A 22,982-nucleotide genomic window follows, 5' to 3' on the forward strand; every position below is an offset into this window, starting at 1 on the left:
AGGGTGGGGCTGGCAAGAAGTGGTAATCTTCGCCTCTGATGGCGATGAAAAGGAGAGCCGCGTGTCGGGTGTGATTTATGGGTTGGATATGGCGGGTGTGATCGTGTTTGCCCTGTCGGGCGTGATTTTGGCCTGCCGTTCACGGATGGACCCGTTCGGTATGCTGGTGCTGGCGGCGGTGACGGGCATTGGGGGCGGTACGCTGCGAGATTTGGTGCTGGGTGTGCGGCCGGTGTTCTGGGTGACCGACCCTACCTACTTGTGGGTGATCTTGGCCACGGTGGGCGTGTCGCTGGTGGGGTTTCACTATATTCACCGGCTCTCTCGGGGCTTTTTACCGGTGGCGGATGCCTTTGGGCTGGCCTTGTTTACCGTCATCGGCACGCACAAAGCGCTGCTGCTGGGCACCTCTGGCGTCGTCGCGGTACTGATGGGCATGATGACCGGCGTGGCGGGCGGCATGATTCGTGATGTGCTGGCCCAACGAGTGCCGATGGTGCTGCGCGAAGAGATTTACGCCACCGCCGCCATGGCGGGTGGAATTGTCTATGTCGCGCTGCAGGCGCTCGATGCGCCACTGACATTCGCCATTGCCGCCTCGCTCAGTGTGACACTGGGGCTGCGCTTAGCGGCGATTCATTGGCACTTGGCTTTGCCGGTGTTTGCCTGGGTCACGCTGCCGCCTAAACACCAAGACGCCAACGCGCCGCTGTCGACACCGCAAAAGGCCAAAGAGCGTGTACGTATGATTCGTCGGGAGCGCACGCGCCGCTAAGGCCTGGGAAAACGCTGGGCGTCGCGCCAGCGGTCAAACCAGCGCTTGGGCTGGAGTACACGCAGGGCCGGTTCGCTGTCGTTCAGCTCCACGCCAAGGCCCACGGCACCAAGCCGGGCATAGAGGGCGCCATTGGCTTGGCCGTTGGCTAGGGTCACATCGGAGAGCAGTCGCAGCGGCCCGCCTGTGAGCGTGAGATCATGCAGGCGTATTTGCTCTCCGCTCATCGCCAGTGCCGCACTGCCATGGATGTCATGCACGTTCAGTAGCCTACCCAGCCAGTCGCTCTCCCGGGCGCGGGCGAGAAAGAGCCGTGCCAAGAGCCCCGTATCGCGCATCCCTAAACGTAGCTGGCTAGTGAGTTGAATCGGATCACTCCACTCCAGTTGCGCCTCCTCCATGGTGAGCTGTACCCACCAGCCCGCATCCTGAGTGCCATCGTCGCTGCGACGAAAGACGTTTTCCAAGCGCAGGTAGGAGTCGTTGGCGGTGAACCGACGTGTCTCGATATCGCCTTCGGTAAGCTGTAAATGCAGCGTCACGTCGCCCCTCAGGCGCTGCTCCAGTAGCGCCATCTCGGTGTCGAAAGCGCGCAGCGTGATATCACCTTGGGCACGCAGCCCCTCCAGCAGCCATTCGCTTGTCAGGCTGGCGTTGCCGGAGAGAAGCTCGACTCCCGCATCTTCTGGCAGGTAGCGGTTGTAGCGGGTAATGTCCGGAACCTCGGTGATGGGTAGCGCAACGCGGGTGGTGAAGTGTTCGGGAGCGGGTGAGTCCAGCACGTCGCTAAAGCGGTCGGTTTGGGTGGTGAGCGCAAAATGGCGGCCTTCCAAATGCGCGCGGTCGTCCTCTTGCTGCCGTAGGACAAACTGCGGAATCCCCAACGAAAGCTGCGCCTGCTCGGGGCTGTCGAGCTGGGCGGTCAGCTCGCCGCGCCCGGTGGCTAAATAGTCGAGGAACGTCACTTCTAACTGGTTAGCATTGATCCGCAGCCGCGTCGGAGCTTGCAGCGCGTCATCGATGAACGCGCCCTGCAAAAAGAGCTGGCCGTTGCCGGATAGCGTTACGCCGTGGGCATCCGGTAAAAACGTGTTGAGAAATCCCAGCCGCTGCACGCTGCCCTCCAGCGTGAACTGCCCGCTAGGCGTAGCGTTTCGGCGCTGGAAACGGCCGTTGCGCAGCACCAGCGTGCTCTCCAGCGCTTCGCTGGGATGTTGCGGGTCGGCGACTTGCCAGCTCAGCCGCGAGCCGCTGATGTCCATCTCCGTGCCATCCAGCGCCGCTTGGCGAATCGCCAGTGTGAGCTGCGTATTGCTCACCAAGGTGCCGCGCTGCCCGCTACGTTGCCAGCCGGTGGTCAGCGCGTTGCCGGCTAGATGAAGCTCTCCGCTTAGTTGCTCGGTCGTGAGGATTAGCTGCCCATGGCTGGTGGCCGTGCCACTGTTTAACGTAAGCGGAGAAGGGCTGGGCAACACCGACGCAAGGTAGGGTTGTAGCGTTTGGATATTGGGCAGCGTGGCGTCTTCCCAGCTCAGTTGCGCCGTGGCACTTTGTTGGGCCTGCTCGGGGTCGAGGGGGCTTTGTGCCGCTAGTGTTAGCGCTGCGTTTGCCAGCAAGGTGCGCTCCTGATGGCGCAGCGTGGCGTCCGTGAAGGCCAGTTTTGCCGTTATCTGTTCCTTAGTAGAGAGCGCCGCGTCGAGGGTACCGCTGCCTTGCGCGGTGAGTTCGAGCAGCTCTGCGCCTAGCGTGGGGGCTTGAACGGTTAGCGATGCTTCGTAAGGGCGTGCATCCTGGAGCGTCGCGCTGGCGGTGATGCTCCCCTGGCCGGAAAGCCGAACCCCTTGGCCATCGAAAGCCGTTGCGAGATAGCGGTCGAGCATGTCGAGTCGTGTCACTTCGCCCGATAGCTCAAATGACGCACGGGTGGGCAAGTCGAGCTGATCCAGGCGCTGATTGGGAATGTGGGTAGCGAGGGCGAGCTGGGTATTCGTCGCGTAGGGATGCGTATCGGCTAGCGTGACGTTTTCCAACTGGGTCGTGAAGCGCAGTTGACCCTCTTCCACGGCGAGTCTGACGCGCCCCTGGCCCGTGGCGGTATGCGGCGGCGGTGTGTCATCCGCTACCAGCCAGCGGCGCGTGTTATCGGTACTTCTCAAGCGCTGCTCATCCATCGAGAGGGCCAGCTCGGGGGCTGCTAACGTCAGTTCGCTGTCCGGCTGCAGTTGGCCCTCGGCGAGCGCAAGCTCGCCTTCCAACACGCCGCTGCCTGCCAAGCTTAGCCAGGGCAGTGCCTCTAAGTAAGGCATGAACACATCCCAAGCGTCGGCTTGAGCCGTGATGGCAAGCTGGGCGGTGAGGGCGTCGAGCAGCGCCTCCGTCAGCGCATCGTTACTTTGCTGGGTGGACAGTGAGTCCAGTGACGCCGTACTGCGTAGCTGAATGTCCTGCACCAGCGTGGTTTGATCGCTCAAGCGGACGAGGCGGCCCTGGGTAATATCCAAGCCTACATAAGGCACGCTGAGGGTCTCTTGGCTGAACTGGGTATCCTCGACCTTCAGCTGGCCCTCTGCTTCCAGGGCAATGTCCCCGATGGTAAAGCGGCGAATGCCGTTCGCTTCCAGTGCTTGAATATGTAGCTCTCCGCGCAGCAGGGCAAGCAGCGATAGCGACAGGGTGGCTTGGCTGGCCTCGACGGTAATCGGTAGCGCCTCGTCTTCTCGGGCTAGGTAGAGGTTGTCGACTTCCCAACGGCCAGGGTGAAGGCTCTGGGCGTTCGTCCAGCGTACCTCGACCCCTTCGATGGTGGAGAGTCGTTGCGGTAGCCATTGGCTGTTAAGCAGCCAGTGGCTGCCTACTAGCCAGATCAGCACGAGGGCTAGCGCGCCAAACAGCAGGACGATCAGTGGGCGAAAACGACGTGGTGCAGCGGGCGTGTCACGGGACATACGGGCTTCCTAGCAGATGACTCCTGTTGGCGCGTGTTTTATGGCATTATGCGCGACGTGGGGCAGTTATGGGTTTTCGATTTCAACGCTAGGCAGGCAGCAAAGCCATGTTCAAGGATTTTTACGCGCAGCGCGGAGAGTATGTGGTGATCTCCGCGGAGCAGGCCAGCCGCTTCGCTAAAAGCGTGGCTGGCGACTACAACCCGATTCACAACCCGGATGCGCGGCGTTTCTGCGTGCCCGGCGACCTGCTGTTTACGCTGGTGCTGGTGAAGTTTGGGCTGTCGCGACAAATGGAATTTCGCTTCACCAATATGGTGGGTGCCGACACACCGATCAAGTTTAGTGAAACCGTTGACGGGGATATTCACGTTTGTGACGACAGCGGTAAATGCTATTTACAGGTCGTCCGCAGCGGCGATATGACGCGTGATGAGGCGGTGGTCGAAGGCTTTGCCCGCTGCTACGTCGCCTTCTCGGGTAAGAATTTTCCCCACTATCTCAAGCCGCTCATGGAGCAGCATGGGGTGATGTTCAATCCCAAGCGTCCGTTAGTGATCTACGACAGCATGGGGTTCTGCCTGGATCGCTTGGATGGCTTTTCGCCTCATTTGGCGCTTACACAATCCTCGTTGGACGTACAGGGAAAGCGTGCCGACGCGCTGCTGGAGTTTTCCATCGAATCGGCTGGTGAAGCGGTCGGTGTGGGCTCAAAGAAGCTCGTGGTGAGCGGTCTGTGCGACTACGATGCTACCGAAATGGCGGCCATCGTCGACGAGTTTTACCGCTTGAAAGCGGCCTACGAAGCCGCCTAGGGCAGTGGATGCCTACCCGTCATTGCGACGCTGCGTTAGCGCAATGGCGGGTGCCATTAACGCTACCGCTCAGGTATTCTCAAAGCCGACTAATTAAAAAAATACCCAAAGCGCCGACCGGCACTTTGGCTGGACAATGAGGCTTTGCATGAACCGAATGAAAACGCTGACGCTTGCCTGTGCCGCAGTGACCCTGGCCGTTACCTCTATCAGCGCCCAGGCACGTGATTTTCGTCTAGGGCTGATTACGCCCGCCCAGCACTTGTGGTCTACCGAAGCCGAAGCGTTTGCCCAAACGCTGAGCGAGCGCTCAGGCGGTGAGCATAGCGTTAGCGTGTTTCCAGCTCAGCAGCTAGGCAACGAAGCGCAGATGGTGCAGCAACTGCAAACCGGCGCGCTGGACATGGCGTTTCTGACCATTGCTGAAATCTCCAACCGCATTCCTGATTTTGGCGCGCTCTACGCCCCTTATTTGGTGGATGACGTGAACCATGCCGCGCGTCTGCTGCGTTCCGATGCCGCCGGAGAGTTGCTGGATCTGATGCCGGAAGGTGTTGGCTTGGTCGGTGTGGGTTACGGCATGGTTGGCATGCGCCAAGTGTTGAGCCGCAGTCCTATCGAAAGCGCTGACGATCTGCAAGGCCAGCGGCTACGTATCACGCCCTTCGAGCCCATTCGCGATTTCTATACGGCTACCGGTGCAGCACCGGCCCCCATGCCGCTACTGGAAGTTTACGATGCGCTGGCCAATGGCCAAGTCGACGCCATCGATATGGACTTCGACTCGATTTTGATTCTGAAATTCTACGAGCAGGCGAACAACCTGCTGATCTCCAATCATATGATGTTCCCCATGGTGGGGGTGGTGTCTGGGCGCGTTTGGCGCGAGCTCTCTGAAGAGGATCGCGAGCTGATCGATACCGCCATGGCCGAACATCTGGAGAACGTGCTGACGGGGTTCGAAGAGATGGACGCCGCTCAGGAAGAGGAGATTCGCGGGTTGGACATCAATATCGTCGAAGCCGACGCTGAGTTTTTCTCTGAGGCGATTGCCGAGTGGGAGCGTATCTGGGCACCCAAAGCGCCCATGCTGGAAACCCTGCGTGCGGAAGCGGATCGCTTGCGCGACGAGTAGTGTCAATAAAGGCTAATAATCATCATGCTGCAACGCCTGTCCAACGGGCTTGCCCGTTGTGAAGAGATCACCGCCGCTGCCTTGGCAGCGGCGGTGACGTGTTTGATCCTCACGAATATCGCCTTTCGCGCGCTGGGTAGCCCACTTTACTGGGTTAGTGAACTGGCGATCTACGCCATGATCTGGATGACCTTCTTGATTGCTGGGGCGGTGCTGAAACGTCGCCACGGCATCGCGGTGACACTCGTGAGCGACCTGCTGCCGTCTGCAGGAAGAAAGTGGGTCATCGTCGCGGTAGATATGATGGTATTGCTGTTTGCCCTGATGCTGGTGTGGCTCTGCTGGCGGTGGTATCAGCCGCTGACGCTGGCTCAAACCGGCTTCGATATACGGGCGTTCCAGGGCCAGACGTTCAATTTCATCTATGCGGAAAATACCTCCACCCTGGGCATTAAAAAATTTTGGGCATGGCTGATCGTGCCTTGGTTTGCAATCTCGCTGAGCCTGCACGGCGTGTCGAATCTAGTGCAATCGCTAACGGCCATGAGGGGACGTGTATGACGGTCGTGGTGTTTCTGCTGCTACTTCTGGGCGCCGTGCCCATTGCGTTGGTACTGGCGCTCACGGCGATGTGGTATATCCAAGCCTCCGGCAATACGGTGCTATTCGACTCCTACCCGCAGCAGCTGTTTAGCGCCATCGAAAGCTATGGGCTGTTGGCGATTCCGTTGTTCATGCTGGCCGGGGAGTTGATGAACGAGGGCGGGTTGACCAAGCGATTGATTGCTCTGGCGCGCATTTTGGTGGGAGGCTTTCGCGGCGGCTTGGCCTATATCAACTTGGTGGCCAACATGATGATGGCGGCGATCATTGGTTCGGCGGCGTCACAAATCGCCATCATGTCTCGCGCCATGGTGCCTGCAATGGAGCAGGAAGGTTACGATACCCCCTACAGCGCGGCGATCACCGCCGCAGGGGGCCTACTATCGCCGATCATCCCGCCCTCCATGCTGTTCGTGCTGTTTGGGGTCATGGCTCAGGTGCCCATTGCAGAAATGTTTATCGCAGGGCTGTTACCAGGGCTTTTGTTGGGCGCAAGTTTTTTTGTGGTCATCGCTTTGGTGGGGCTGGTGCAGCAGTACCCGAAAGGGCAGTGGCCGAGCCGTCAACAAGCGCTGCATGATGCGTTATGGGGGTTGCCCGCACTGCTGATTCCCGTGATTATCATCGGCGGCATTTTGTTGGGTATCGCCACGCCCACGGAATCGGCGGCACTGGCCTCGCTGGCGGCCCTGCTGATGGGGCGCTTCGTGTATGGTGATCTGCGTTTGACGCAGCTTCCCATGGTACTCACACGCACGGCGATCAATGCCGGTCTTGTCATCATGCTGATTGCCGCAGCGGGTGTGTTTGGCTGGGTAGTGATCTACGAGCAACTGCCGCAAATGGCCGCTGAATGGATTGCTGCGTTGACCAGTAGTCCGTTTCTTTTTTTGCTGTTGGTGATTGGGGCGCTACTGCTAGTGGGAATGGTGATCGATGGGATTGCCGCGCTGATTTTGGTAGTGCCCATTTTGATGCCTATCGCCCAGAGCCAGTTTGCGATTAGCCCTTATCAGTTTGGCGTGGTGGTCTGCTTAACCTTGGTAATGGGCTTGCTGACGCCCCCTGTGGGAGCTGGGCTGTTCATTGCCTCTTCCATGACCAGCGCACCGCCGCTAAAAATCTTCCGAGCGTTGCTGCCCTTTTTACTGGCCACCCTGGTCACGCTGGTCCTGCTGGCGTGGTTGCCATGGTTGACTAACGGATTGATTCAACGGTGATCGTCTCGCACGCGCGGTTTAGGCCGCGCTGTTGCCCGTGAGGGGCATTACGTCTACCTCCACCTCGAGCTGGTGGTCGCCGCCGCCATTCATCACGCCTTTGAGTGGTGCCACGTCCGCATAATCTCGCCCCCAAGCCAGCACTGGGTGCTGTTCACCGGCTACCGTACCGTTGGTTGGATCCAGCGCTAGCCACCCCCAGTCCGGAATCCACGCGGCTAGCCACGCGTGGGAGGCATCGGCGCCAATGAGTCGTGGTTGGCCAGGTGGCGGCTGAGTCTCCAAGTAGCCGCTTACATAGCGTGCCGCCAAGCCCACCGAGCGCAGTGCGCCAATGGCGAGGTGGGCAAAATCTTGGCAGACCCCCCGTCGGTTAGCCAGCACCTCACTCAATGGTGTGGCCAACGTGGTAAAGCTGGGGTCGTACTCGAAGGTGTCGTAAATCGACTGATTGAGCGCTAGCGCGGCATCGACCAGCGGTCGGCCGGGAGTGAAACAGCTGCGCGCAAAGGCCGCCAGCTCATCGTTACGACGAATGAACGGCGAGTCGAGCCGGTAGAGCTGCATATCGAAGCGGCTGTCGTTGCGCAACTGCTCGGCTACACGCTCCCACGCCGGAGAGCTGCTCGGCAATGGCCCGAGCGGCTGAGTGTTGAGCGGCGTCACGACGGTCACATCCAGCGTTTGGTGCACGTCTTCCAGTGCGAAGTAGAGCACTCGATTGCCAAACACATCGCGGCGCTCGGCCTGCACCTGAGGCATTGGGCTGATCGTCAGTTCCGAGGCACCACACTGCTGGTGCTGGGTTTTACGTGGCAGTACCCGGGCCTCGCTATGACAGAGCGTCACCGGTGCGCTGTAGTGGTAGCGTGTGGTGTGCCGCAAGGTGTAGTTCATTCGTCGGGCTCCATGCTGACAAGTTGGCGCGGCCGTTCCACGTGGCTGAAGTGGCTGTGGCTAATGGCATCAGAGAGCGCATTGAGCGGCGCAATCAGCTCGTCCAACAGTTGCTCCAGCGCGGCCTGCGCATCTGGAGTATCGGCCAAGTGGCTAATTCGGTCGATGTCGGCGAGATGCAGAGCGGCGTTGGCTTGAATGAGCAAACGTCGCTCGGCATTTCGGTAGGGCGATGAGCTGCCGGGCAGCCGATCCATCTGCCGTTCCAGACGTTTGAGCATGTAGCCCACCGAGCGCGGGTTGGTTTCGTCGAAGAGCAGCAGGTCAAGAATCGCTTCGGGGTGCAGCTCGCTTCGGTAGCGTCGCCGGTAGGCCGTAAAGTTATCGGTGGTGGCGAGCACCACCTCCCATAGCGCCAGCCCCGGTGAGTGGGGAGCGTTGAGAGTGAGTTTGAGCAGCGACAGCAGGCCTAACACGCGATCCAGGAAGCGGCCAATGTCCATGAAACGCCAGCCGTAATGGTGGGGCATGGTTTCGTTGCACAAGCCAAAAAAGGCGGCAATTTGCGCCGACAGCCCTTCGCAGGCACGCCGCGCCGCGCTGGCACCCAGGCTCGGGTTGAACGTGTCTACCCGCTGTCGCAGTTGGTGTACCACTCGCCAGGAGTCATCTCCCAGATGTTCGCGCACGCTGCGAGCGTTACGCAGCATTTGGGCGAACAGTGGCTGCAGGGCTTGAGCGTCGCGCTCATCGAACTGGGTCAGCAGCGCCGTGCGCTTTTGCGCAAAGCCCACTAGGGGCGGCTTGGTGCTCTTCCCTTCATGGTCGAGCGTGGTGATATCGAGGGCTAGCAGCAGCTCATCTAGCAGTTGATCCGCGATCTCGTCCTGGTCGTACTCCATTAAACGCAGCAGCGCTTCGCGCAGCAAGCGGGCGCGGGCATCCAACCGTTCGCCGTAGCGTCCCAGCCAAAATAGACTTTCGGCCACCCGACTGGGCAAGTCGGTGCCATCGCGGGTGGCGACCACCGGGCCACGCGCTTGGCGTAGCTGGCTGACATGGGGTTGGGGCGTATTCGCGGTGACCCAGACATCTTTGACGATCGGGCTGCTTAACGATGGTGAGCCCGGGGAGCCAACCCACGCCAGGCCGCCGGGCATGACATGATAGTCACTAGGCTGCGGACGTTGGGTCGCGATGCTGCCAGGCATTCGTGTAACGAAGCAGCGTAAGTTCAGCGTTGCGGGGGATAACCGCTGCATGTTGGCATCGAACACTGGGGCCGATGCTGGTTGGGTACTGGCATCGGCACTAGGCAGCAGCAATTCCTCACCGAGTAGATGCTGGCATAAGGCAGGGAGATAGTCGGCCAGCTCGGCCATTTCCAACACGCCAACGCCGAGTGCATTCGACATGGCCACGCCGCTGGCGCGAGTGGCTTGTAGCAATCCAGGCACGCCGAGTTGAGAGTCGCCGCGTAGTTCGAGCGGATCGCAGTAAGCGTCGTCGCAGTGGCGCAGCACCACATCCACGGGTTGCAGGCCTCCTAAGGTACGTAGCCATAACTGGCTATCGCGTACCACCATGTCCTGGCCTTCGGCGAGATCGATATTGAGATAGTTCGCCAAATAGGCGTGCTCGAAGTAGCGTGGGCTGCCTGGGCCGGGGGTGAGCAGCACGATCGTGGGATTGTCACGGTGCTGGTAGGCCAGCGCGGTCAACGTACGGTGATATTTGTCCAAAAAGCCCGCCAGCCGCTTGAGTGGGGCGTTTCGATACATTTCCGGCAGCGCGCGGGCCATGAGTATGCGGTTCTCCAGCGCGAAGCCAGTGCCAGACGGCGCCTGTAGGCGATCGCCCATCACCCGCCAACGCCCATCGATATCTTGAATGACATCGATACCGTGAAAGCTGATCGATGGACGGTCGCTGGGTTGCGAGCCATGGCAGGGCAGTAAAAAGTGGGGCGAAGCGAGAATGGCCTGCGTAGGAAGAAGCCCTGCATCGAACAGTGTGCGCGGGCCATAAATATCGTCGTAGAGCGCATTGAACAGGCGCGTGCGCTGGGTCAAGCCGACCTCTAGTGCTTGCCACTGCACCTGATCGATCACCCAGGGAAGCGGATCGAGCCGCCAAGAGCGGCCCTGAGTGTCTTCGTGCATGTTAAAGATCACGCCGTTCTCTGCCAGCAGGCGCTGAATCTCTTCATGCTGCTGATAGCGGCCATCCGCGCCGAGTGCTTCCAAGGCACAGAGCAGGCTCTGCCAGCCGGGGCGCAACTGCCCCTGCCGGTCGAGCATCGCATCAAACGTGCCGGGCTGTCCCTTGCCTAGCTGATTCGTGTAGTCCTCAACCAGCCCGGCAGCGCCGAGCCCGAGCAGTGAGGGAGAGACAGGGGCGGTCATGATCCTGATTGTCCTAAGCGAGTAGGGGGCGGATTATCCTGTAGCTAGCGCAGATAAGGAAGCACTCTTCATTCATCAGCGTGGGCTCCAGCGCAAATCGAGCGTGCAAGGCAGCTCCTGGCTCGCCCTTTCCGGTACGGGGGCCTGAAAGCCATGGCGGTGGCCACTGTCGCTAAAGCGTCCCAAACGGCGGGCTTCGGCTTCGAACGCATTGACAGGGAAGGTCTCGAAGCTACGTCCTGTGGGGTGTACCACATAGTAAGTGCAGCCGGCTACTGAACGTTGGTTCCAGGTGTCGATGACATCGAACACTAGTGGAGCGTGAATGGGGATTTGCGGGTGCAGCGCCGAGGGTGGCTGCCAGGCGCGATAACGAACGCCGGCCACGGCTTCGCCATTACGCCCGGTGGCGGTAAGTGGCACGGGGCGGCCGTTACAGGTGACGACGTAACGATCACCGCTCATGCCGCTGACTTTAACTTCCAAGCGCTCTACCGAGGAGTCGACGTAGCGCGCGGTGCCGCCTGCAGTCGCTTCTTCGCCGAGGACGTGCCAGGGCTCGATGGCTTGGCGAAGCTCGATCGAGAGCATCGGTGTATGCAAACGGCCGTGCACCGGGAATCGGAACTCCAAGAACGGCGCAAACCAGTCTAGCTCGAAGTCGAATCCGTGATGACGCAGGTCGCTGAGCACGTCGTTCAGGTCTTCCCACAAGTAGTGGGGCAGCATCCAGCGGTCTTGTAGCGCGCTTCCCCAGCGCACCGGCTTGCCACGGTAGGGCGTTTTCCAACAGCGGGCGACCAGCGCGCGAATCAGCAGCATCTGCATCAAGCCCATTCGCGCGTGGGGAGGCATTTCGAAGCCGCGCAGCTCCAATAGACCCAGGCGTCCGCTGTCGCTGTCCGGCGAGTAGAGTTTATCGATACAGAACTCGGCACGGTGTGTATTGCCGGTCAAGTCGGTCAGCAAGTGACGCAGCAGGCGGTCGACCAGCCAGGGTTGCACTACTTCGCCTTCGGGCATTTGCTGCAGAGCGATTTCCAGCTCGTAGAGCGCTTCGTGGCGCGCTTCATCGACGCGTGGTGCCTGGCTGGTAGGGCCAATGAACAGTCCCGAGAAAAGATACGACAGGCTGGGATGATGCTGCCAGTAGGTGACCAGACTGGCCAACAGGTCGGGGCGACGCAAGAACGGCGAATCGTCCGGCGTGATCCCGCCCAAAGTGACGTGGTTGCCGCCGCCGGTACCGGTATGACGACCGTCCAGCATGAACTTTTCGGTACCTAACCGCGCTTGGCGTGCTTCATCGTAGAGACGCTCGGTTTGTGCCACCAGAGTTTGCCAACTGGCGGCAGGCATGATGTTGACTTCGATGACGCCTGGGTCGGGAGTGATCTGGAAACTTTCCAGCCGCGGATCGCGCGGCGGCGCGTAGCCTTCGATCATGACCGGGCAGGCAAGTTCGCGGGCGCACGCTTCGATACTGCTGAGCAGGTCGAGGTAGTGCTCGAGCTGAGTCAGCGGCGGCAAAAAAATATGCAGCCTGCCTTCACGGGGTTCGACGCACAGACTCGTGTGGATGATCTTGTGCTCCCGATCCTCCTCGGCGCTAGGTTGCTGCTGTACCGATTCGCCTTCCGGGTGGCTATGGCTTGGATGGGTGCTTTGGCCCAGGCGCTCAGCACTGGTGAAGCGGTGCTGTTCGGCGTTACGACGCGCCACCTCTCCGTGAATGTCGCCCAGCGCCGGGCGAGGAGCAAACAGCGACTGCGGTTGGGGCTGGTCTTCCGGGTCGGCCCAGGGCAGGGCAGAGAGCGGCAGGCGTAACCCCATGGGCGAGTCCCCGGGTACCAGGAAGAGGTGGTCGCGTTTCAGCGGCCAGCGTCCGCTCTCCCAACGGTGTGACTGGGCAATCGAGTGGCGCAGTGGCAGCGCATAGCCAACGACCGAGCTCAGATCCTGCTCCAGCAGGCGGGCAAGGCGTCGGCGCTCGGCGTCATCTTTCAAATCGGCTTTGCGTGGGTCTACGTTGACCGGCAGCGTTTGCTCTTTCCACAAATAGTAGTAAGCATCCTCATAGGCAGGAATCCAGCAGCGCTGAGCCACGCCCAGACGTTCGCTCAGCGCTTGAGTAAAGCGCTGAGCCATGGTGTCGTCGGCCACCACGTCGGGGGCACCTTCCATGCAGGCCAGCCAGCTTGGGTCGCGCCATAGCGGCACCCCATCTTTACGCCAGTAGCAGGCCAGCGCCCAGCGGGGCAGCGGCTCGCCAGGATACCACTTGCCCTGCTGCTGCTGAATCACGCTGCCAGGGGCGTAGGCGGCCTGCAGGCGCGACAACAGCGCTTCGGCGCGCTCACGTTTGTGCTCCCCCAAGGCTTCGGTGTTCCACTGAGGGCTCTCCATGTCGTCGATGGAAACGAACGTCGGTTCGCCGCCCATGGTCAGTCGAACGTCTTGCTGGTTGAGCGCTTGGTCAACCTCGTCGCCCAGCGTCAGAATGCGTTGCCACTGCTGCTCGCTATAGGGTTTGGTGACGCGCGGGTCTTCATGAATGCGCTCGACGCGCATCTCGACGTCGAACTCCACCTCGCACTTATCGGAAAAGCCAGTGATGGCGGCGGCGCTGCCGGTCGTAGGCGTAGCGGCGAGTGGAATATGACCTTCGCCTGCAAACAGGCCAGAGGTGGGGTCCAGTCCTACCCAGCCAGCGCCGGGCAGGAAGACTTCGGTCCAGGCGTGGAGGTCGGTAAAGTCCACGTCGGTGCCGCTAGGACCATCCAGCGCTTTCACATCCGGTGTCAGTTGAATCAAATAACCCGACACGAAGCGTGCCGCCAAGCCTAGATGACGCAGTATTTGTACCAACAGCCAAGCGCTGTCGCGGCAGGAGCCGCTCGCCAGGGTCAGCGTCTCTTCACAGCTTTGTACCCCAGGCTCCATACGCACCAAATAACTGATGTCCTTTTGCAGGCGCTGATTGAGGGCGACGAGGAAATCGACGCTGGTGGTCGGTTCGAGAGAGACGTCTTTCAACCAGTCCAGAAGTCGCGGTCCCGCTTCGGTTACCTCTAGGTAGGGGCCAAGCTCTTTGCTGAGTTCGTCGGGATAGGTGAACGGAATCTTTTGGGCGACGTCATCCAAAAAGAAATCGAACGGGTTGATCACCGTCATGGGGGCCACGAGTTCGACGGCAATGGTGAGCTCTTTACGTGGCTCGGGGAACACCACGCGGGCATTGAAGTTACCGAACGGATCCTGCTGCCAATTCAAGAAATGGTCGTCGCCTGAAATATTCAGTGAATAGGCGTCGATATGGGTACGGCAGTGGGGGGCCGGACGCAGACGAATCACATGGGGCGAGAGCTTGACGGGGCGGTCGAAGCGATAGGTCGTGCGGTGATGCAAGGCAACGCGAATGGTCATGAGCCACCCTCAAAGAAAGCTAAAAGTCACCGTGCGTATTCCGCATAGCGCGTCGGTGAAGAAAATAAGTACCCAGAAGTATCGTTGGAGTTGAACTATTTTGCAGCTGCAATATGAGTAATGGCGTTTAAAGAGTGTGGAAAATTGTCATCGCACCATAATCGATAACTGGTATGCACTATTTTGGTGCTCTAATAACGATTAAGTACTAAAAAATGAATGTTAATTTCTTTCATGTATAAAAGTTGTGCCAACCAAGCCATACAAAGAGAAGAGTAAACGCTAAGCGCCAATTGAGCGTTGAAATAGCGGGGAATATGGCGCGAGTTTTGCGTGTTTATATGGTCCAGTTGCTACGTACATTGCACGCGGCAGGCCTACACTACTGAATTAAGGAAGTTGCCGCTTCCACCCTAGCGCCAGGAGAGCGCCCATGAGCCAAGTAGATTGGAATAACTATGCGTGCCGTGACTTTTACGACGAGCTGTTGGCGGCGCCAGGCAAGCCTCGTGCTTCTGCGGACGAGTTATGTCACATGTTGGCGCGATTTAGTGCGGAAGAGCTAGCTGAACGTAAAACTGCGGCAGAAATTGCCATTCGAACGATGGGCATCACGTTTACCGTTTATTCAGAAGGGGCGATGATCGATCGCGCCTGGCCTTTCGATATCGTTCCCCGCATCATTCCGGCCAATGAGTGGCGAAAAACCGAGGCGGGTTTAAAGCAGCGCGTACAAGCGCTGAACTTGTTCATCGATGATCTCTATCACGAGCAAAAAGTCGTCAAAGATAAAGTGTTGCCCGCCGAAGTATTGGCTCAGTCGGCCAATTTTCGACCTCAGTGTGTGGGCATCAATCCGCCCCACGGCGTGTGGGCCCATATTTGCGGATCTGACTTGGTGCGCGGCGGCGATGGCATGCTTTACGTGTTGGAAGACAACTTGCGTATCCCGTCGGGCGTTTCGTACATGCTGGAAAACCGCAACGTCACCAAGCGCGTGTTACCGGAGCTTTTCGCCTCGGGCAAGATCTTGCCAGTGGACGACTATGTCGCGCAGCTGTACGACATGCTGGCGGCCATGTCGCCCCGTCCGGGCGACGACCCGCAGGTAGTGGTGCTGACGCCTGGCATCTATAACTCTGCCTATTTCGAACACGCCTACCTAGCGCAGCAAATGGGGGTCGAGCTGGTGCAGGGCAGCGATATGCTGGTCGATGACGACGATGTGGTCTACATGCGCACGGTAGAGGGCTTGCGCCGTGTCGATGTGATCTACCGCCGCGTAGACGATGAGTTTCTCGACCCCGAGGCGTTCAATCCGCACTCCATGCTGGGCGTGCCGGGATTGATGCGCGCTTGGCGGGCGGGCAACGTCGCGCTGGCCAACGCGCCCGGGGCGGGCGTCGCCGACGACAAAGTCGTTTACGCCTTCGTCCCTGAGCTGATTCGTTACTACCTGGATCAAGAGCCACTGCTGCCGAACGTGCCGAGTTATCTCTGTATGTTCGACGAGGACCGCCAGTACGTGCTCGATCATTTGGACGAGCTGGTGGTAAAACCCGCCAACGAATCCGGTGGTTACGGCATGCTGATCGGACCGCGCTCCACCAAAGAAACGCGGGACGAGTTTGCGCGCTTGATCAATGAAAATCCGCGTAACTATATGGCCCAACCGACACTGGCACTTTCCACTACGCCAACGCTGGCCAACGGTTTGCCTCAGCCCCGCCATGTCGACCTTCGCCCGTTCATCCTCTCGGGACCGGAAACCCATGTAACCACTGGTGGGTTGACCCGCGTGGCGCTGGTCGAAGGGTCGCTGGTGGTCAATTCGTCCCAAGGGGGCGGGAGTAAAGACACCTGGATCGTCGAAACCGACGAGAACGCGGCGGGTGCCGCTGAGCAGAAAGGAGCCTAGCGCCATGCTGTCACGCGTTGCTGAAAACCTCTATTGGATGGCTCGCTACATCGAGCGTGCCGAAGACACCGCACGGTTATTGAGCGTCAATACGCACCTGATGCTGGATTTGCCACGCCATTTACCGCTGGGCTGGGCGCCGCTGATCGAAATGACCGGGACGCTGGATGCCTTCAACGCTCGGCATACCAGTTTCGATGAGCGAAGTGTGATGCACTTTTTGTGCGCCGATGCCGAAAACGGCAGCTCGATTCTCTCGGCGCTCGCTAGCGCCAGAGAAAACCTGCGCACCACGCGGGACGTGGTGCCCCGAGAGATTTGGGAAGAGGTCAACCAGCTCTATCTCAGCGTGGCGGATCACGCGGAGAACGGCGTGAGCCCTCGGCGTCGGGATGCATTTTTGAAAAACGTCATTCGAGGCTGCCAAACGCTAACAGGGCTCATCGAAGGCACCTTGAGCCACGGCCCGGCGCGTACGTTCATCAAGCTGGGCCGTCAGTTGGAGCGGGCGGACATGACCACACGGATCGTCGACGTGCGTTCGGCGAGCTTGCTGCCGCAAAATCCTGAAGAATTGCTGCCGTTCGAAAATCTACAGTGGATGAGCGTGCTGAAATCCCTGACGGCGTATCAGATGTATCGTCAGCAGGTCAGGCTGCGCGTGCGTGGGCCGGACGTATTGCGTTTTCTGCTTCAAGATCCGCACCTGCCGCGCTCCATTGCCTGTAGCCTGGAAACATTGGGGCACGAGCTGCAGTTACTGCCTCGTCAAGATCGTGTGGCAGCCACGGTGTCACTGGTACGCGCCGATGTGGTCGATGCGGACATTCAGGCATTGGCCCACTCGCCGAGCAAACTGCACGCTTTCGTGGACGAGCTACAAATTGGTTTTGCCGCCATTCACGATACGCTCAGCGCTACGTATTTCGTGAACGGCGACGGCGTTCCTCGAGTCACTCAGCGCCAAACCCAGAGCCACGTGGGCGACCATGACAACGACTGATTAGGCCGCTTTAGGGCTGGCGTTCGCGCGTTGAATGAGATCGTGTAGATACGCCAGCTTTTCATGCACCGCGGGGGCAAGAACCCCTGGGGCTAGATCCAGTAGGCCCATGTCACGATTGAGTTCATTCACCGTCAAGCCCACCTGGTGAAACGCTTGTAGCATGCTCTCCAATGAGCCATCGTACTCGGCCCGAGAGAGGCCCATGTGCAGTGCGGTATCCAGCACGGCCACCATGTCCAGATAAAAGGCAAACGTCTCTGCGAAATCCTCCCACGGATGCATGGCGGCGTAGGCGGAGATGAACCGTGTGGGCCAGTCTGCTGGAGCGCCTTGCTGATAGTACTGCTCTAGGGCGTCGCCATAGGTGGGATGGTTGTGGTCGCCGAACACGCGAATGCTGGCGGCTTCGTCTTGGTCTTTGATCAGTAGGTCCCAGTAGTAGTGGCCGATTTCGTGACGAAAATGGCCGATCAACGTACGGTGGGATTCATTCATGTCGACACGCAGCCGCTCACGCTCGACGTCATCGGCCTCTTTGACGTTGATGGTGATATGGCCATTGGCATGGCCGGTATACACCTTTTCTTGGTTTGCCGTGGAGCGCCACAGCCCTTGGTCGGGCAGCGCATCGGCCATGAACGAAAAGCTCAGTGGGACGCGGATGTCCTCGCCCTCGATCCCGTGGGGAAGCTTGAGCAAATCCAACGTATAGAAAAGCCGCCGTTTGGCGCTCTCCAGCGCTGCCCAGCGTTCCCGGTTGCCCTCGACCTCTAGGTCGGGAATCACCTCGTTGTAGCGGCAGCAGTCGCACAGCGTATCGGCGTGCCCGTCGGCCATCACCACCATCCGGTTGCAGACGTTTTCGACGGCATAGTTGTGGCACTTCATTAATGCCGTGCCGCAGTCTTCATGGGTACAGCGGTAGCCGCCGCTATCCAACGGTTCCAGCGCCACGATGTTACGACACGCGGGGCACCAGCCAACCTCCGACTCACAGGCCAAGCAGTGGGTATTCTCGAAAAACAGTGGATTGCCACAGCGGCAGCTAAACGTCTGCATGGATACCTCCTTGTGATCACCACCGCGCATCTCACGAGGGTGAGTAGTGATACGTCATTGTCTCAGCATAGCGATGCCCTCACCGAGAGGGAAAGCCAAATCGTCGAGCGGAGGGCATATTGTCTTTGTCCAGTTGCTAATTGACGTTTACGTCAACTTGCTGATATACCCTAAGGGTTCCCTATTCGATCCCATAACAAACACAAGCCGAGGAAACGCATCATGTCCGTTCGTGAAATTCCGATGTACATCGATGGCCAGCCGGTCATGTCGCAAAGCCAAGAGTGGCGCGATGTGGTGAATCCTGCCACCCAGGACGTGGTGGCGCGAGTACCGTTCTGTACGTCCGAAGAAGTCGAGCGCGCCATCGCCAGCGCCAAAACAGCGTTCAAAGAGTGGCGCAAAGTGCCGCTCGGCAAGCGCATGCGCATCATGCTCAAACTGCAGGCGTTGATTCGCGAGAATACAGCGGAACTTGCCGCCTTGATCACCGAAGAGCACGGTAAAACCCTGCCGGATGCCGAGGGTGAAGTGGGGCGCGGGCTAGAAGTGGTAGAGCACGCCTGTTCGATTACCTCCCTACAGCTTGGCGAGCTGGCGGAGAATGCGGCCAACGAGGTGGACGTCTATACCATGCATCAGCCGCTGGGTGTGGGGGCGGGCATTACCGCCTTCAATTTTCCGATCATGCTGCCCTGTTTCATGTTCCCGTTGGCGATTGCCACCGGAAACACCTTCGTCTTGAAGCCTTCCGAGCAAGACCCGAGTTCTACCATGCGGCTCGTGGAACTGGCACATGAAGCGGGTATTCCGGCTGGGGTATTGAACGTCGTGCACGGTGGGCCTGACGTTGCCAATCAAATTGCCGACCATCAAGATATCAAGGCGCTGTCGTTCATCGGTTCGACCCATGTGGGGTCGCTGCTTTATAACCGTGCGGCCGCTGCTGGCAAACGTATGCAGGCCATGATGGGTGCAAAAAACCACTGTGTTGTCATGCCGGATGCCAACCGTAGTCAAGCCATCGATAGCCTGCTGGGCTCTGCCTTTGGTGCCGCCGGTCAGCGCTGCATGGCGAACTCGGTGGTCGTGCTGGTGGGGGAAGCGCGCGAGTGGATCAAAGACATCGAAGCCGGCGCGCGCGGTATGACCGTGGGACCCGGCACCCAGCGCGAGGCCGATCTGGGGCCACTGGTCTCTCCGCAAGCCAAGGGGCGGGTCGAGCGTTTGATTACGGCAGGTGAGAAGGAGGGTGCTACGCTGCTGGTCGATGGGCGCGGCTACACGGTCGACGGCTACCCAGACGGTAATTTCGTCGGGCCGACTCTGTTTTCCGATGTGACGGCAGAGATGACGATCTATCGTGAGGAAATTTTTGGGCCGGTGCTGTGTGTCGTCAACGTCGAAACGCTGGACGACGCCATCGCTTTCATTAACGCCAATCCGAATGGCAACGGCACCTCGATCTTTACGAACTCGGGCTGGGTCGCGCGACGCTTCGAGACCGACATCGACGTCGGCCAAATTGGCATCAACGTGCCCATTCCGGTGCCGGTCGCCTACTTTAGCTTTACCGGTTCTCGGGCGTCGAAGCTGGGCGACCTAGGGCCTAACGGTAAACAGGCGATTGCGTTCTGGACGCAGACTAAAACGGTCACTGCCCGCTGGTTCGAGCCCGAAAACGTCTCTAGCGGTATCAATAGCACGATCTCGCTATAGCGAGCGGCAACACGCTGCGCCTCCTCGGTAGAGGAGGCGACCTTCACACGTCCTGAAACAGCGGTAAGCTCTCCGAGAGTAGTTGCCCTATGGGACCAAGCTGGCTCTCGTGTAGTACGAGCAGGTAGGGCGCCTCCTGCTCATCGCGAACGGGCGCCAGCAGCGCGAATTCTCCCTCTTCGAGGTGAAATTCATGAATTTCACGAAGGCCGTGGGGGGTCTCACATTGTGAGCAACGGTAGGTATCGTCCTCGCCATATACGAGGCGATGGTACATTTTGAACAGAGTGTAGAGGGCAAGCCCACCCTCGAACGCGGGCCAGCGAGCCGGTGTGGCACGAATATCGTCGGTGAGCGCGTTGCCTTCTGCTTCGGCATCGGCAATGGCATCGGCCAGGGGAGCCGCGAGAATAGCGGTTTGATCTGCGGGTAGGGGGGCATTTCGTTCCGCCGCCGCGTGAAAGGAGGTGGCCGCCGCCTCGAAATCTTGCAGGTTGTGCAGCGTAAAATCGGCATGCTGTAGGTCGGCAGGTTCGAAACCACCGTTCTCCCAGCCGTGAATCACACGAAGCGTGACCAGGCCGCGCTGCATAGGCTGGGCCAGCAGGGTGTGAAGCATGACACGGATATGCAACTGACGCTCATCCGTATCGTTCTCGAACGCACGGTACGGGTCTGCGAACAGTTCATGCAAACGCCCTGGCGTGTGCTCTTTTGCTTCGGAGTATGACATGGTGGTTTCCCTGTAAGTACGCCGCTTGGCTAGCCGAATAGCGTACGGCTTTTATGACATTAGATCACTAAAAGTATGGCGAGCGTAAAGCCATATGAAAAGAGTCTTTAGTTAGCAATTTGTTACGGATAAAAGTGAGTTGGTAGTGGGACTCTACTTCAAAATAAAAAAGGAGCCTTTATGGCTGCATCGATCAGTCGGTTCAAACTTCCTGACACTCTGGATAATGTTCCCAATGATATTCGGGAAGCCATGTTGGCCGTGCAGGAGAAAGCGGGCTTCGTGCCCAACGTATTTTTGATGTTGGCTCACCGACCCGACGAGTTTCGCGCTTTTTTTGCGTATCACGATGCGTTGATGGAGCGACCATCGGAGACGCTGACCAAAGCAGAGAAAGAGATGATTGTCGTTGCGACCAGTGCCCGCAATCGCTGCTTGTACTGTGTCGTCGCCCATGGCGCGCTGGTGCGTATCTACAGTAAAGATCCGTTACTGGCGGATAATATCGCCATCAACCATCGTGTGGCGGGATTGAGCGAGCGTCATCGGTTGATGCTCGACTTTGCACTGCACAGTGCCATCGATCTGGGCGAGTTTTCAGACGAATGGCAGGCGCGTTTAGAGGCAGTGGGGTTCACGCTGGATGATTGCTGGGACATCGGTGCCATTGCCGCGTTTTTTGGCATGTCCAACCGCTTGGTGACACTAGCTGGAACACCGCCCAACGCCGAGTTTTACCTGATGGGGCGTGTCCCCAAGAAAGTGGAATAAGCAGCCCGGCCCCATGGGCAAGGCTTTACTAACGCACCACTTTGCTTGAGGATACTGCCTCCACTCACTGTCGCCAGGGGAGCCCCAATGGGGCTGAGAATGCGCGCAACGCAGACCCTGGAACCTGATCCGGTTCGTACCGGCGGAGGAAGCGCGACATGCCTTACCTAACGTCTTTCGTGTTAGGCGCAGCGTTATGCTGCTTTGCTTTTCTGGGTCTTCGGGCACGTTTCAGTGGCGGCTCGCTGGATGACTATGTCACCGCCCGTAATTCGCAAACGTCGGCCACCCTGGGGCTCTCCTTTTTGGCGTCCGGTATGGGGGCTTGGATACTCTTTGCACCCCCTGAAATCGGCGCATTCGTAGGGCCCGTGGCGCTACTGGGCTATGCCCTTGGCTCGGCGCTGCCGTTCATCGTTTTGGGTCTCTACGGGCCTAAGATACGCCAAGCACTGCCCGAGGGACGCAGCATTGCCGAGTTTGCCGACGCCTGCTATGGCAAGGGGGTACGCCATTTCGTGGCGCTCGTTTCCGTGGCTTACATGGGCTGCTTCCTGGCTGCTGAACTCACCGCCATCGGGGCGATTACCGCGCTGCTCTCCGACGTGCCTCCCGCCGTGGTGATCATCGGGGTGGCGCTCACCACGCTGGTGTACACCGTCATGGGCGGGCTACGGGCAAGCTTGGCCACCGACCGCTGGCAAGCGTGGCTGCTTTTGGCGCTGCTGCTCGCCGTCGCCAGCGTGACGCTCTGGCGACTGCCCAGTATGCCGAATGACGCACAACTCCCGTCGCTCCCCATCGGCAGCTCGCTCAGCGTGGCGTTGACGCTGGTGATCGCCGTGACGGCGGCCAACTTGTTTCACCAAGGCTATTGGCAGCGGGTATGGGCGGCCCAAGACGACGCGAGCCTGGGGCACGGTGCCTGGTTGGGTGGCGGCTTGACCGTACTGGTCGTCATGGTGATCGGTGGCGTAGGTATTATGGCAGCGATGAGCGGGGTCAGTCTCGGCGAGCCGCCCATGCCGTTTTTTGCGCTGCTTAGTGATGCCCCGGTATGGATCACGCTGCCTTCATTGGTACTGGCCGTCACGCTGGTCACCTCGAGCGTCGACACCTTACAAAACGGCATTGCGTCGCTGTGGGCCAATGGTCACCGGCCCGAGGCCCTCAACAAGGCGCGCTGGCTCACCGTGGCGATCATGCTGCCTGTGATCGTGATTGCCTTGCAAGGGCTCTCCGTGCTGCGGCTATTTTTGATTGCCGATCTGCTGTGTGCAGCGATCGTGGTACCGGTGCTGCTGGGCTTGTGGCAGCGTATGACACCGATGGCAGCAATAAGCGGCGGATTGGCGGGGCTCGTAGGGGCCGTGCTGCCTGGCTGGATCGATCAGGGCAGCGTCAGCGCAGGGGTAATGGCCGCCACGTTCCCCGGCAGCGTACCGACGTTAGGCCCGTTCGTAGGGGCGCTGCTACTCTCAACAACGGTCAGCGTGGCGTTGGCTCTGGTGAGCCGTCAACGTGTCGAAGTCCGTTAATCAAGGCGTTAAGCAGG

Annotated in this window: 16 protein-coding genes and 1 riboswitch; of the genes, 10 read left to right on the forward strand and 6 right to left on the reverse strand. The window is 59.4% G+C overall.

Annotated elements, in window-relative coordinates:
• Positions 1–61: 61 nt before the first annotated feature.
• Positions 62–775: a trimeric intracellular cation channel family protein gene (locus FHJ80_RS08825; RefSeq protein WP_139526925.1), complete on the forward strand. Its 714-nt coding sequence runs from the start codon at positions 62–64 to the stop codon at positions 773–775.
• On the opposite strand, the gene FHJ80_RS08830 is transcribed toward FHJ80_RS08825, so the two are convergent.
• Positions 772–3,720, reverse strand: coding sequence for a hypothetical protein (locus FHJ80_RS08830; protein WP_139526639.1), 2,949 nt, complete (start codon positions 3,718–3,720; stop codon positions 772–774). The genes FHJ80_RS08825 and FHJ80_RS08830 overlap by 4 nt on opposite strands.
• Positions 3,721–3,827: 107 nt before the next feature.
• On the opposite strand from FHJ80_RS08830, the gene FHJ80_RS08835 reads away from it, so the two are divergent.
• From FHJ80_RS08835 to FHJ80_RS08850, 4 genes are all read left to right on the forward strand, one after another.
• The gene (locus FHJ80_RS08835; RefSeq protein ID WP_044629245.1) at positions 3,828–4,535 is read left to right on the forward strand and encodes a DUF3581 family protein; all 708 of its coding nucleotides are present in this window, start codon (positions 3,828–3,830) and stop codon (positions 4,533–4,535) included.
• Positions 4,536–4,683: 148 nt separating this feature from the next.
• Positions 4,684–5,670: a TRAP transporter substrate-binding protein gene (locus FHJ80_RS08840; RefSeq protein WP_044629244.1), complete on the forward strand. Its 987-nt coding sequence runs from the start codon at positions 4,684–4,686 to the stop codon at positions 5,668–5,670.
• A gap of 24 nt (positions 5,671–5,694) precedes the next feature.
• Positions 5,695–6,231 carry a TRAP transporter small permease gene (locus tag FHJ80_RS08845; protein WP_044629243.1) on the forward strand — a complete coding sequence of 179 codons (537 nt, stop codon included), beginning with the start codon at positions 5,695–5,697 and terminating at the stop codon, positions 6,229–6,231.
• Complete coding sequence (locus tag FHJ80_RS08850; RefSeq protein WP_044629242.1) at positions 6,228–7,493, forward strand: TRAP transporter large permease; 1,266 nt, start codon at positions 6,228–6,230, stop codon at positions 7,491–7,493. The genes FHJ80_RS08845 and FHJ80_RS08850 overlap by 4 nt, the downstream gene beginning before the upstream one ends.
• 18 nt (positions 7,494–7,511) lie before the next feature.
• On the opposite strand, the gene FHJ80_RS08855 is transcribed toward FHJ80_RS08850, so the two are convergent.
• From FHJ80_RS08855 to FHJ80_RS08865, 3 genes are all read right to left on the reverse strand, one after another.
• Positions 7,512–8,390: a transglutaminase family protein gene (locus FHJ80_RS08855; protein ID WP_139526641.1), complete on the reverse strand. Its 879-nt coding sequence runs from the start codon at positions 8,388–8,390 to the stop codon at positions 7,512–7,514.
• Positions 8,387–10,795 (reverse strand): circularly permuted type 2 ATP-grasp protein, encoded by a 2,409-nt coding sequence (locus FHJ80_RS08860; protein WP_139526643.1) that lies wholly within the window; start codon positions 10,793–10,795, stop codon positions 8,387–8,389. The genes FHJ80_RS08855 and FHJ80_RS08860 overlap by 4 nt, the downstream gene beginning before the upstream one ends.
• Positions 10,796–10,870: 75 nt before the next feature.
• Positions 10,871–14,221 carry a DUF2126 domain-containing protein gene (locus FHJ80_RS08865; RefSeq protein ID WP_139526645.1) on the reverse strand — a complete coding sequence of 1,117 codons (3,351 nt, stop codon included), beginning with the start codon at positions 14,219–14,221 and terminating at the stop codon, positions 10,871–10,873.
• A 433-nt stretch (positions 14,222–14,654) separates the two neighbouring features.
• On the opposite strand from FHJ80_RS08865, the gene FHJ80_RS08870 reads away from it, so the two are divergent.
• Positions 14,655–16,139 (forward strand): circularly permuted type 2 ATP-grasp protein, encoded by a 1,485-nt coding sequence (locus FHJ80_RS08870; RefSeq protein WP_139526647.1) that lies wholly within the window; start codon positions 14,655–14,657, stop codon positions 16,137–16,139.
• Between the two features lie 4 nt (positions 16,140–16,143).
• The gene (locus FHJ80_RS08875) at positions 16,144–17,142 is read left to right on the forward strand and encodes an alpha-E domain-containing protein (protein WP_139526649.1); all 999 of its coding nucleotides are present in this window, start codon (positions 16,144–16,146) and stop codon (positions 17,140–17,142) included.
• Here FHJ80_RS08875 and FHJ80_RS08880 read toward each other — a convergent pair whose 3' ends face one another.
• On the reverse strand, positions 17,143–18,204 hold the full coding sequence (locus tag FHJ80_RS08880; RefSeq protein WP_139526651.1) for a putative zinc-binding metallopeptidase: 1,062 nt from the start codon (positions 18,202–18,204) through the stop codon (positions 17,143–17,145).
• A gap of 222 nt (positions 18,205–18,426) precedes the next feature.
• Between FHJ80_RS08880 and FHJ80_RS08885 the strand changes: the two genes are divergently transcribed.
• Complete coding sequence (locus FHJ80_RS08885; RefSeq protein ID WP_139526653.1) at positions 18,427–19,923, forward strand: CoA-acylating methylmalonate-semialdehyde dehydrogenase; 1,497 nt, start codon at positions 18,427–18,429, stop codon at positions 19,921–19,923.
• A gap of 43 nt (positions 19,924–19,966) precedes the next feature.
• Here FHJ80_RS08885 and FHJ80_RS08890 read toward each other — a convergent pair whose 3' ends face one another.
• Complete coding sequence (locus FHJ80_RS08890; RefSeq protein WP_139526655.1) at positions 19,967–20,656, reverse strand: hypothetical protein; 690 nt, start codon at positions 20,654–20,656, stop codon at positions 19,967–19,969.
• 180 nt (positions 20,657–20,836) lie between these two features.
• On the opposite strand from FHJ80_RS08890, the gene FHJ80_RS08895 reads away from it, so the two are divergent.
• Both FHJ80_RS08895 and FHJ80_RS08900 read left to right on the forward strand, forming a co-directional pair.
• A complete protein-coding gene (locus tag FHJ80_RS08895; RefSeq protein ID WP_044629233.1) occupies positions 20,837–21,427 on the forward strand; it encodes a peroxidase-related enzyme in 591 nt (196 codons plus the stop codon).
• A gap of 65 nt (positions 21,428–21,492) precedes the next feature.
• Positions 21,493–21,596, forward strand: a riboswitch (TPP riboswitch).
• Positions 21,586–22,965, forward strand: coding sequence for a sodium:solute symporter (locus tag FHJ80_RS08900; RefSeq protein WP_139526657.1), 1,380 nt, complete (start codon positions 21,586–21,588; stop codon positions 22,963–22,965). Its footprint overlaps the riboswitch before it by 11 nt.
• Positions 22,966–22,982 lie beyond the last annotated feature (17 nt).

The organism is Halomonas sp. BL6 (genome assembly GCF_006228115.1).
Lineage (GTDB): Bacteria > Pseudomonadota > Gammaproteobacteria > Pseudomonadales > Halomonadaceae > Vreelandella > Vreelandella piezotolerans.